The following is a 13,167-nucleotide window of genomic DNA, read 5'->3' on the forward strand; positions in this document are numbered from 1 at the left end:
TCCGTTACCGTTATTGTATTCTTTGTAAAGCATCATTATTACCCAGTTTTTTAGGTGGCGTGGCTATTTTGGTTTTACCAAAGTTATAGGTAAACCCAATACCCAGCCTGCGACTATCTACGTATCTGTTTTTCTGTGAGCGGTACATATCAAAATATTGCGCGGAATAATATACGTTCCTTTGCAGGATATCTGTGCCTGAAATCCTTATCTGTCCTTTGTTTTGGAGGATGTTGATCAGCAGGGAGGCATCTATGTTACCCACACTGCCAATTTTGGTGAGTTCTGAAGTCAGGGCTGAAGTATAATAAGCTACTATTTCGAGTTTCACATTTTTCGAACATTCAAAAGTATGGCTGGACTTCACATTAAACCAGGTGGAAGATAGGCTGAAAGATTTTCCCAGCACCGTTCCTTCTGCGTTGGAGTATCCAAAGGCAGATCCGCTGTTCTCTGTACTCCACCAGCTGGTGATACGCTGCGGATAAAAGATGTCTATATGGAAATCACTGGCATTGTCCAGATTCTGAGTGGCGAAGTAGGTGACCTTGGAATCATAGTCCTGTCTGAGTGGAAACTGCCCGAACATACCTTTGGTAAGGGTATAAACGAAGGATATGTTCACCTTTTTTAAAGTTGTATTAAGGGCGATGATCTGATCGATCTGAGGCTGTAGCGCCGGATTGCCGGTGAATACGGTATATTGATTGATAAAGATGGTATAGGGGACCAGCTCATTATATGGTGCACGGCTGATCGTTTTTTTGTACGACAGATTGAAGTTGTACTGATCATTAAAATCGTGCTGAAAGGTAAAAGTGGGGAAGAGCTTAAAATAGTGTTGTGAGAAATTACCTATATATTCTGCACTGGTGTTTTCCGCTCTTACACCGGCTTCTATCTTATTTTTGCCCCAGTCTTTGGAGGCAATCGCATAACCCGCATAAATGGACTCTTTCAGGTGATTGTTGCTGGAGAAGTCAGGTGTCTTCACAAACTTACCGCTGCTGTTGTCCTCATACAGAATATCGTTTGCAGAATTGGTATACTGGTATTTAAGTCCGCTTTCCAGTTTCCATTTTCCGGAGAAGCTGTGGGTGTAGTCAGCCTGCGCAATGTAGATGTCAATATCTGTTTTGTTGTCAATGCGGTAATCTGCCGGAGTCCGGATGGTATTGCCTTTGGCATCTGCTAGCCTGGAGGTGAATGACTGGAAGAAGTCACTACGGTAAGGGGTATACGTAGTGAGTAATGTCAGTTCGTTTTTACCGGAGTCACTGATTAAATGGTAGTTCAGATTAAAATTATAGGTAGCGCCTTTGTTGTTAAGCGGGCTGCCGGTGAATAAAGAAGAGTCCAGTGGGGAATGTAGTCTGCTGAAGTCATTCTGTGATTCAAAGAGGCCGGTGCTGCGGTTGATCCTGCCGGTGGCCAGTATGCCGAGTGTCTGGTTGTCTGTCAGGCCGAATTCGGCGCCTGCCTGCAGGGAATAAATATGCTGATAGAATGTTCTGGTGATGTTTTCTGTAATAAGGTCTGTGTTTTGCGTTGGACCCAGTTCTTTGTCCATGCCGTTAAAAGACTGCTGGTCTCTTTTCGTATAGCCGGCCATGCCAAAAAGTGTTGTCTGGTTCTTTTTATAGGTGAGCCTGCCGTTGGCGCCGTATTCTCCATATTTGCCCTGTGCACCTTCAGCGCGTATATTGCCGGTGATGCCTTCCAGTTGTTTTTTTCTGGTGATGATATTGATGACAGCGCCGTAAGCGGCATCATATTTAGAAGAGGGATTGGTGATCAGTTCTATCGTAGCGATGTTGCCGGCGGGGATCATTTGCAGGATATCCTGTACAGAGGCTTCCGGCACGGGTTTACCATCAACGAGGAACATTGTTTTCCGGCCTTGCAGTTTTACTTCATTGGATGAAGACAGCGATACAAAAGGTGTTGATTTAAGAAGGTCTATGGAGTTGCCGGCAGCCATGGCGCTTTTTTCTACGTTCAGGACAAAACGGTCGGCTTTTCTTTCGACGGTAGCTTTCCGGCCTGCTATCTCTACTGCGCTCAGCGTGGTGACCGAAGGCGTAATGGTGATGGTGCCTGCGTTGAAAGTGGCGTCAGCTGACAGCCTGATTAATCCGGAATAGGCAGTATTAAAGCCCAGCACGGTTACTTTTATTAAATAGTCGCCGGCAGCTATACCGGAGAACTGGTACTGCCCTGTGGCATCGGTTAGCATGCGGCCAACCACCGCAGAATCGGTGGCTTTTATGAGGTATATCGCGGCAAATGGTACCGGCGAATTACCTGCATCCATTACCTGGCCGTTGATCTGTCCTTCCAGGATGGAATGTGTTTTAGCCGGTGTGGCCTGCGCAAACAGGATAAGCAGCAGCATAACCATCCCTGCTAAAATTTTATAATTCATACGCATGTTTTTTAAGGATGCTGTCGGCTTATGGAAAAGAGCTGTCGGCATAAGTATTGATATCTTCTCTGATCAGATTGCCATAGTCCATCTTATAAAGTTTATCGGCGGTATGATAATATTTATCATCATGTGTGATGGCAATGGTACTGATACCTTCTTTCTTTAACAGTGGAATAATCTCGGTATAAAATTTTTTCCTGAAGTATGGGTCCTGATCTGCGGCCCATTCGTCCAGCACCAGCAGCGGTTTGTTTTCCATCAGGGCGGCTATCAGAGCCAGACGTTTCCTTTGGCCGGTGGAGAGACTGGTGGTAGAGAAATGACGTCCTTCTATTTTTATTTTGTCTTCCAGCTCAAACAAACGCAGATAATACGCCCATTTACTGGCATCTACTTCCGGAACACCTACCAGTTCATCAAACAGATAAAAATCGCTGAATACCACGGCAAAGGCAGTCTTGTATTCTGGCAGATCAGCCGCAGTGACTGGTGTACCATTTAAGATAAGCTGCCCTTCACTGGGAGTTCTTATACCGGTGATGTTATGGATGAAGGTCGTTTTGCCGCTACCGTTACCGCCATAAATAAAAATTGTTTCACCTTTCCGGATCTCCATATTGACAGGGCCTATTTTGAAAGCGCCATTATGATAGGAGTAACAGAGGTCTGCAATTTCAAGGCTTTTGAATTCATCTTTTAATATATACCTGGCAGGAAGTCTGTTTTCTGTGCTTTCACCGGCCAGTTTTGTCTGCAGGTCCTTGATATGTATGGCCGCCACTTTGGCTCTTGTGAGGCTGGGTAAAGCGCCCAATACGGTTTCTATGGAACTGAGCAGATAAAGCAGGGTGAATACAAAACTAACGACACTGCCAGCTTTGATATGCAGTATAATGCTGAAAACGAGCAGCACGGTGGCAATGAGCAGATAAAAGAGCACTTGCCCGATCATCTGGTTATTCAGAAATCCCGTATGTGCGGCAACGTTATTTTCGTAGGATTCATTGTTGACAGGGCCTATCTTATGTTCGTAGATATCATTGCCTTTCCTCGGGTCCATATTGATTTCCTTAAAGCCATTGAGTATGGCGTTGAAATACTCCATGAACCTGTCTTCCAGCACACGGCCCTGATTAAAGCGCTGGCTGTTGGTTTGGTTGTTCAGGGAATAAACCACCACGCCTGTCACCACCACCGCTATCGTAACTGCAAAAAGCCAGATTGAAATGACAGCCAGGTAAATCAGACAGCCCACACCCATTACCAGCGCTGTAAAGAATTGTATAATGCTCATAGAGGCTTCCGTCAGCACATATACATCCCGGAGGATGGCGGTATTGATATGATTCCTTCTTTCAGTCAGCTGCTGATAGCCGGAATTCAGTATACGTGCGAGAATTTCCTGCCGCAATGTCCGGAAGAGTTGTTGGGAAGATTGAATAATACCAAGCGTTAGCGCTCTTCTGGCGCCTATCAGTAACAAAATGATAGCGGCGCACAATAGCAGATACCTGGGCTCTATACGGGTCAGTGAACCGTTAATGGCCAGATCAATGAATCTGGTGATAGCGGTGATAAAAGCGAAGCTGCAGGCGCCGGCAAAAATTCCCAGCAGAATATACCGGATAAGCCTGCTTCTGCCAAACACCGGTGATATCAAATAAAGTATCTGTTTCATGACAAAGATGTTAAGGTAAAAAGAGAACCGGTAGAGAACTACCAGTTTTACGGTTAAGGTTTTGTGTTGTTAGAAAAAAATTTATAACGCAGCTACTTCTGCATATTCATACAGTAATTCTTTTTCGCCAAAGAGCCTTTCCGCAATAATTCCGCGTTTGCCACATTCTTCAACGAGCATATTGGATTGAATGATCGGATTGGATTCATCCGTGTATTTGATACTGCTGATGAATTTGAGCCATGGTTCCATGCCCATCGCATAAACGTATGCTTCTTTGGGATGGAAGGTTTCTATGAGGTGCAACCCTTTCCTGAAGTCAGATCCGGAGAGTCTTCTGGACTGGTCTTTATCACGTGGCATATCTTCCGTCAGCAGCGGACCATACAGCCAGGTTAATGGTGCTCCGTCACATTCCATGCCCAGGAACACTACGTCTACGTTGCCGATAATCTTATGTACATGTTGGTACAGTTTGGCTTCGAGTACTCTGGAGTCAGCCACAAAGAGGAAAGAGAACTTATTGACGGCAATGTGGAAGCAGGATTTGGCTTTTACATTGAGATCGCTGTGCTCACCGGTGAAAGGTATGCCGGTGATAGCGCAGTTTTTGAAGCGGATGGTTTCCAGTTCATCGATCTCGATGACGTTATTGAAACCGATTTTGTTGAACATCAGCTTCAGGTTAGGATCCTGCAGGGCACCGCTGGTAGTACGGGGAACGATAATGTTCTTTATTTTATGTCTTAAAGGAAGCAGTGTTTCAAACAGGATGTGGTCCTGATGGTTATGGGTGATCAGCACATAGTCGATTACATCGGGTACATCGATATCGGAGAAGTGTGAAACGCTGGATTCGTATCCATAGTAGCTGATAACCGGGTCCACGAGTACACTGATATCTTTTGTTTCGATGAGAATGGCGGCATGACCAAAGTAGCGCATTCTTACTTTATCGCCTTCATATTTACTGTAAGTGGGATGTTCCTGTTGTGTAAAGAAGGTATTAAACAGATCGCGGTTGCTGTCCTGTACGCCCAGTATGGCAGCTACTTCATCGATAGAACCGCCCTGACGCTTCATCTTGCCGAGCATATCAATACCTTCATGGTTGAACGGAATGTTTAAATGCAGAACATTCGGCTCATCGAGTTTCGGGGTACTTAAGCAAAACGGGCGGTCATCGTTGTCTGTAAGCCAGAGGGCGATACTTTGTGAGGCCGGATTATAAAATTCGCTTTCATACAGTAAGGACTCAAAAAAGCGGAACGAAGGATTGTTGTTCAGATCATATACCAGTTCCACGTAGCCTTTCAGGATTTCGGGTACTTTTTCGTATAGTGTTTCGAGTGAATGTCCATTGGCGTTTGCTTTCAGCATTTTGTCGAGTTCCTGCACCGCTGCAGCAAAGGCTACCAGGTTGGCCTGGTTTTCCAGGGTACGTTCTTTGAGCGCTTTGATTTCTTCCACGCGAGGCACCTGATAATCCATGAATGGGCCGCCTAGCATTTTAGGGTTTTTTACGGCTGCGGCATGGATTTGTTCCGACTGAATATAGGAGTTCATGATTTTAAGATGTCTGCCTACTGTATTCATCGCAGCAGTAGCCGGAGAGATCAGGTGAGACCAGGCATACCATCTTTCAAATAGTGGTTCAATTACGACATTAGGCTTCAGATACCACTTGTTGTCTTGCATAATCTACGGATTTAATTGGTGTGGAATAAATGATTTAAATAAGTTGTGAGGTGACGGCCGGAATTTTTTTCTGTGCGAAAGACCGGATGATCATCTCTATATTTTCAAGGCCTGAGGGAGAGAATATCTCCCAATGGTCGCCAGTAATCGGAATGATGGTTACGGTACTATATGTACATTTTCTCCATTGGTCCATATCGGCCTGGTGTTTACTACCAGTCGATTCAACAACATATATCGGGCTCTTAATTTTTGTGGTATTGCGATACGCATTGATACTGTTAATGTTGTTGGTCAGGAAGCGGGACAGCATTTCCCGGTCAGTATTGTATGCCGGCATGATGGTATCATATTTTCCCAGCAGTTCTCTGACAGTGGAAGCTGTCTGGTTTTTGCCAGGTATACGGAAACCTGTTGCGGGCGCTTCTCTGTCAACCAGCATCAACCGGAAGGGGATATGCTGTGCTTCCAGTATTTTAGCCATTTCGAAGGCGATCAGTCCTCCCATGGAATAGCCGATCAGTATAAATTCCTGTTCCGGCTGATGGTTGATGATTTTATCGCAGAAGTCTGCTGCGGCCTGTTCTATGGAATTGTAAGGTGTTTCTCCTGCTTCTGTTCCACTGTATTGCAGTCCATAGCAGTTATAGTCTGCCTCCAGTTTTTCGGCAATGGGCCTGAAGAGGACTGCATTTCCGAAGATGGGTGGAATGAAGTAGATGGTGTTAAGATGACTGATATGTTGTCTGCTCAGTCTGAGCAGCGCCTGGCTGGAAGACCTATTCAGCGCCATTTCCCGGATGGTGGGCTGATTATAGATGTCCTGTAATTTCAGCTGATAGCCGTGGTGTTTGCTCAGGGCATGGTGCAGACGCAGCGCGGTGAGGCTATGTCCGCCGATATCAAAGAAGTTGTCATCGATACCGATCTGATCTCTTCCCAGGATTTCGCGCCAGATGTCCACGAGTTGTTCTTCGGTGTCATTGGTAGGAGCAGCATATGCGGCGCGGCCGGAAGCCTGTTCTGTTGGTATGGGCAGCTTCGTTTTATCAATTTTTCCATTATGCGTCAGCGGTAGTGTATCCAGCTGGATGAGGTAACTGGGATGCATATACGCAGGGAGCTGTGTTGACAGGAAGCTCTTCAGGTCTGCTGCTGATAAGGCCAGTGCGCTGACGAAGTAGGCTGCCAGCTCTTTCTCACCGGCTTTATTATTTACCGTGATCACAACAGCCTGGGTGATATCCGGATGAATGAGCAGTACATTTTCAATTTCACCGGGTTCTATACGGTAACCTCTGATTTTCACCTGTTCATCTTTTCTGCCGATAAACTGTATCTGTCCGTCTGGTAGCCATCTGCCGAGGTCACCGGTTTTGTACATGCGTTGTCCGGGGCGGAATGGATTGGGGACGAATTTTTGTGCGGTGAGTTGAGGATTGTTGAGATACTGTCTTGCCAGGCCCGCACCGCTGATACAGATTTCTCCGGGCACCCCCACAGGGCACAATTGACCCTGGGTAGAAAGGATGAATATAGTGGTTTCAGAAATGGGTTTGCCGATGAGGATGGGTGCATGTTCATCGAGTTCTTTCACAATGCATCCCACCGTTGTTTCCGTAGGTCCGTATTCGTTATAGACATGCATCTGCGGATTCAGTGATTTCAGTGCACGTACCTGCTCTGTGGTTACCTGTTCACCTCCTAGAATAGCGGTATGGATGGCTGTTTCAGCAAGATTCAGCTGTGCTATCATGTTCACATGCGAAGGGGTGACCTTGATGGCATTCACACCACTACGTGGGTCACAGCATTGCTGTAGTACATCTGCCATGTCCAGCTGCTGGTTGTATACGGTGATGGTACCTCCGGATGTAAGCGGACAGAATATACTGGTAATAGACAGGTCGAAAGAGATAGAGGTAAAGAGCGCAAAATGAGGCGGCTGCCCGTTTTTGAAGTACCAGGCATTGGCCCATTGTATATAATGAGACAGGTTGGCGGCGGTCATAGCGCAACCTTTAGGCTGCCCGGTAGATCCGGAAGTATAGATCACATAGGCCAGATTGTCTGCAGCGCCGATAGATAGTATTGTTCTATCGGCAGCCGGCAGCCCATCCAGCTGCGCATCTATGGCGAACATGGGACCCTGGTAATAATCAATATCAAAGATATAATCTGTTTGAGTGATCAGTAGTACCGTCGCTGCATCCTGTATGATATACTGTTTGCGTGCCGGCGGATATACCGGGTCTACGGGCACAAAGGCAGCGCCAGCCTTTAAAACCGCCAGCATAGCGATGATGGTCTTTTCTGAACGGTCCATCATGAGCGCTACACGTTGATCGGGCTGAACATGATAGACTGTTTTCAGATACGATGCCAGTTTATCGGATGTTTCATCGAGCTGCTGGTAGGAGAGGGAAGTGTTTTCAAAGACGATGGCAGTTGTATCTGGCTGATGTTGCACCTGTTCAGCGAATAATTCCAATACCGACGTATAGTCGTTGTAGAGTACCGGTATTGTATTGAACTGATTGAGCAGCTGCTGTTGCTGAGTGGCTGCGACAATACCGGCCTGATACAGGGGCAGTGAAGGACTAGTAATGATATGTTGGAGTATCGCAGTATAGATCGCTACTAAATCTTCCGGCTGCAGGCCAGACTTGAGTTCACGCGTCAGGCGGAGCGACAGTACATAGTTGCCGCCGGTACGGTTGATCATGAAGTCCAGGTAAGTATTAGTGAGGTCCACGCCACCGGTTACATCCAGGGCGGGCAGACTGGAAGGCAGCTTTGATTCTTCTATATTATCGAAGACATGGAAGTCAACATAGTCGAAGAGTACATCAAAGAAAGGATTGTCTGCCTGTTCTTTATTATGCAGCCTGGCAATTTCGAACATGCTGAGTCTTTCGTTGTCTTTCAGCATGACCATTTTTTCCTGTACGCGGGTGGCGAGTTCGGCGCCTGTCTGAAGCTCGTCTACAGCGAGGTAGAAGGGAATGGTATTTAAGAAACAGCCGAGCAACTGATCGCTGCCTGGCAGATTAGGCCGCATATGGGAGACCAGTCCGGTCAGTACCTGCTGATCAAAGTTGAGTACCTTGAGTAGGTAGAGGTAGGCGCTGAGGGCAATTGCTTTCTCAGAGGTGCTGAGTGTGGCAGCGGTTTGCTCCAGTTGCCGCATTAAGGCGCCATCAAAGCGATGATGCAGGATCTGTAATTTACTTTCGGTCGTGAAAATATCGAGTCGTACCGCATCGGAGAGGTCTTGCTTCCAGAACGTTTTGATGTTGTTATCCGCCTTGTCTATTTCATGTTGTATGATGAAATCTTTATAGGAGATGTTTAATTTTTCAGGGATGCAACCCGGATTGGTGGCCAGTTGTAAATACAGATTGTTGAGCTCTGTCATAAAGAGCGCATCGCTCCATCCGTCGATAATAGCGTGGTGGCATTGGAAAACGAACACGATTTCCGTGCTGCCAAGTTGGAAGGCCGCCATTCTCCATAGGGGAGCAACGGTGGTATCAAACGGCTGCTGCATCTGATCAGCCAGGAAGTCCCGGATAGTGCTTTCCTGTATTTGCCTGTTCAGCTTAGTCAGGTCTTCGTAATGTAATGCTGCGTTTATTTTTTTATAGACAATCTGCAGCTCTCTGTCAAAATCGGTGATATTAAAGGCTGTTCTCAGAATAGGATGTTTGTCCGTAAGCAGCTGCAGCGCCTGTTGGAAACGATCCGGGTTGAAATCAGAGAAGCTGCGCTGGTGTACCATTTGATCATGGTACATGCCCTGTTGCCGGTGCAGCACTGATTCAAAGACCATTCCTTTTTCAATATCACTCATCGGATAGATGTCTTCGATATTGTCGGCATCTTCAATCTGTTGCAGGACAGTTTCTTTCAGCGTCTGAATAGCCGCTTTTACTGCTGTTTCCTTTTGTAGTCGTTCGGCCTGTTGCTGTGTTCTCTGCGGTGCACCGGATTGTACATATGCCAGCAGATCAGCGATGGTATTGTGTTTATATACATCCGCTACTGAAATATCCAGCTGTGTAGTTTTTTTAACGGCAGCGAGCATACGTAGTATTTTGATGGAGTCGCCGCCGAGGTGGAAGAAACTATGAGCTGTGCCGATGTTTTCTTTACCCAGGATCTCCTGCCAGATATCAACGAACTGTTGTTCTGTTTCGTTGACAGGTGCAATATACGCAGCATCGGTAGATAATGCGCTGCTGGGGGCGGGCAGTTTTGATTTGTCCACTTTCCCATTATGTGTGAGGGGTAATGTCTCCAGTTGAATAAGGTAACCGGGATGCATATACGCCGGCAGTTCTGCGGTCAGGAATGCCTGTATGTCTGTTGTAGATAGCTGTTGCTCACTTACCAGGTAAGCCGCCAGTTCCTTATCTCCGTTTTTATTATTGACAGCGATCACAACAGCCTGGGAGATATCCGGATGTGTGAGTAACACATTTTCAATCTCGCCGGGTTCTATACGGTAGCCTCTGATCTTTACCTGCTCGTCTTTTCTGCCGATAAACTGTATCTGGCCGTCTGGTAACCATCTGCCAAGGTCACCGGTTTTGTACATGCGTTGTCCGGGCCGGAATGGATTGGGGACGAACTTTTGTGCTGTGAGTTGAGGATTGTTAAGATACTGCCTTGCCAGACCTGCGCCGCTGATGCAGATTTCTCCAGGAATACCCGCCGGGCAAAGCTGTCCCTGCGGAGAGAGAATGAAAATCTCTATGCCGGATATGGGTTTGCCGATGAGGACCGGTGTATGTTCATCGAGTTCTTTGACGATACATCCTACGGTTGTTTCCGTAGGCCCGTATTCGTTATAGACCTTTATCTGCGGATTGAGGGACTTGAGAACACGTACCTGCTCAGTTGTTACCTGCTCGCCGCCCAGAATAGCCGTGTGGATGGCGGTTTCAGCAAGGTTCAGCTGTGCGATCATGTTCACATGCGAAGGGGTGACCTTGATCGCATTTACGCCACTGCGCGGATCACAGCATTGTTGCAGCACAGCCGCCATATCCAGCTGCTGATTGTAAATAGTAATAGCACCTCCCGCTGTGAGCGGACTGAATATACTGGTAATAGACAGGTCGAATGAGATAGAGGTAAAGAGCGCAAAATGAGGCGTCTGGCTATTATGGAAGTAGTAAGCATTGGCCCATTGAATGTAATGGGACAGGTTGGAATGGGTCATAGCACAACCTTTAGGCTGCCCGGTAGATCCGGATGTATAGATTACATAAGCCAGATTATCCGCATTAGCTACAGATAGTATTGTTTTATTCGCTTCCGGAAGCCCATCCAGCTGGGCATCTACTGCAAATACCGGTCCCTGGTAATAATCTATATCAAAAATATAATCCGTCTGAGTGATCAGTAACACCGCCTCGGCGTCCTGTATGATATACTGCCTACGTGCAGGAGGATACACCGGGTCTACGGGAACAAAAGCAGCTCCTGCCTTTAAAACCGCCAGCATGGCGATGATGGTCTTTTCAGAACGGTCCATCATGAGCGCAATACGTTGGTCAGGCTGGATATTGTACTGTGTTTTGATATGAGATGCCAACCGGTCAGAAGCCTCTTCCAACTGGAGATAGGAGAGAGTGGTATTCTCAAATATTACAGCTGTGGCCTGCGGATGTTGTTTTACCTGTTCTCTGAATAACATTAATACAGGCGTATGTCCATCATAAAGGGCGGGAGTGGTATTGAATTCTTTTAGTAACTGTTGCTGTTCTGCTTCCGGAATATAGGAAAGCTGGCTGATAGCCTTGTCAGGTGTGCTGATACCCGCTGCTATCAGTTCTTCCAGCTGGGTAAACATACGATGGACAGTTGTTTCTTCAAACAGGTCTGTATTGTATTCTATCAGTAGATGAAGTCCTTCAGGGTTATCGATGAACATAAAAGTAAGATCAAACTTGCTCACCGGATGTACTTCCGCTTCATACCCACTCACTTTCAACCCCTGCAGTTGTCGTTGAGTGGTCGCTTTTTCCTTGTTGTGATGATAGTCGATGAGTACATCAAACAGTGGGCTGCGGCTCATGTCCCGCTGTAGCTCCAATGTATCAAGAAGCTGGTCAAAAGGATATACCTGATGCTGATATGCCTGTAATGTCACTTGTTTGGCATGTTGCAGAAGTTCCGCAAAAGATGTTTTTTCTCCCGGCTGCAGGCGCAGTGCGAGCGTATTCAGATAAAACCCTATCTGATCGGCCAGTGCAGCATGTTCCCTGCCGGCAATAGGACTGCCGATGATGATATCCTCCTGGTTGCTGTAACGATGGAGGAGTGCGGTCACTCCTGTGAGTAAGCCCATAAACAGGGTGGCATCCTGCTGACGGCAGATGTTGGTAAGCTGTTCCGCTACCCGGGTATTCAGCTTTTTATAAATGTTATTGCCATTATAGGTTTTGAGTGCAGGCCTTTGTTTGTCAAGCGGCAGTTCCAGCACCGGCAGCGGTGCCTGTAGCTGCTGCATCCAGTATTGGCGATGCTGTAGCAGGGATTCTCCGCTAAGTTGCTGCTGTTGCCAACAGGCATAATCTTTATACTGTATGCTCAGTGGCTGTAATTCAATCTGCTGGCCGGTGACGGCGCTATTGTAAAACAGCAGCAGTTCCCTGATCAGGATATCCATAGACCATCCATCGCTGCAGATATGATGAATCAGATAAGTGAATATCCATTTGTCGTCAGCGATCTGGTATAAGGCGGCGCGCAATAATGGACCGTTTTTCAGGTCAAATGGTTGCCGGAAATCCTGCTGGACATATTGATTCACCAGCTGTGGTGTGGTCCTGAGGTCCTGTATATTGACCGCAAAAGTAGTGGCTTTATCTGCGGGGAGTATCTGTTGTCTGGGCTCTCCCTGTTCATTCTGTACAAAAACAGTACGCAAACTTTCATGCCTGTCAATCAGACAATTAAAAGCACTATTGAGTGTGTCAATATGAAGATTTCCTTCAAACTGATATACGCCAGGCATATTATAGGCTACACTGCTTTCGGGGAACTGGCTCAATACCCATAATCTATGCTGGGACGAAGATAGGGGATAGTCCGCCTGCAAGGTGGCAGGAGCAATAGTTGCAACCGTCTTCAGGTTAAGCGCTGTTAAATAATTAATGAGGTCCGCTTTATGCAAACCGATTTCATCTAAAAGCGCTTTGTCTATATTGCCTTTTTGATATTTGACAGATAGTTCACCGTTGGATAATTTCAGTTGTATGTTATTCTTCCTTAATTTGGATAGCAACGCTCTCATAACATTAGTATTAAAATCATTTGATTTTATTTGATTGTCTTCACGCCTATGGCCGCA

Annotated in this window: 4 protein-coding genes; all 4 read right to left on the reverse strand. The window is 46.5% G+C overall.

The annotated features are described in order from the left end of the window. Window positions 1-10: 10 nt before the first annotated feature. Window positions 11-2,425 carry an outer membrane beta-barrel family protein gene (locus DF182_RS27835; protein WP_161964291.1) on the reverse strand — a complete coding sequence of 805 codons (2,415 nt, stop codon included), beginning with the start codon at window positions 2,423-2,425 and terminating at the stop codon, window positions 11-13. Window positions 2,426-2,453: 28 nt separating this feature from the next. Continuing rightward, window positions 2,454-4,106, reverse strand: a complete 1,653-nt coding sequence (locus tag DF182_RS27840) for a cyclic peptide export ABC transporter (RefSeq protein ID WP_113619028.1) — start codon at window positions 4,104-4,106, stop codon at window positions 2,454-2,456. Window positions 4,107-4,187: 81 nt separating this feature from the next. Further along, a complete protein-coding gene (locus DF182_RS27845) occupies window positions 4,188-5,804 on the reverse strand; it encodes an MBL fold metallo-hydrolase (protein WP_113619029.1) in 1,617 nt (538 codons plus the stop codon). Window positions 5,805-5,838: 34 nt separating this feature from the next. After that, entirely contained in the window at window positions 5,839-13,110 is a 7,272-nt protein-coding gene (locus DF182_RS27850; RefSeq protein ID WP_113619030.1) for a non-ribosomal peptide synthetase, read from the reverse strand. Window positions 13,111-13,167: the final 57 nt, after the last annotated feature.

Source organism: Chitinophaga flava, from assembly GCF_003308995.1.
In the GTDB taxonomy this organism is placed as follows: Bacteria; Bacteroidota; Bacteroidia; order Chitinophagales; family Chitinophagaceae; genus Chitinophaga; species Chitinophaga flava.

What these genes read in the sequence shown, in the direction of transcription:
- DF182_RS27845 (WP_113619029.1), bottom strand. Translation starts at nt 5,804, where the DNA reads ATGCAAGACAACAAGTGGTATCTGAAGCCTAATGTCGTAATTGAACCA.
- DF182_RS27840 (WP_113619028.1), bottom strand. Translation starts at nt 4,106, where the DNA reads ATGAAACAGATACTTTATTTGATATCACCGGTGTTTGGCAGAAGCAGG.
- DF182_RS27835 (WP_161964291.1), bottom strand. Translation starts at nt 2,425, where the DNA reads ATGAATTATAAAATTTTAGCAGGGATGGTTATGCTGCTGCTTATCCTG.
- DF182_RS27850 (WP_113619030.1), bottom strand. Translation starts at nt 13,110, where the DNA reads ATGAGAGCGTTGCTATCCAAATTAAGGAAGAATAACATACAACTGAAA.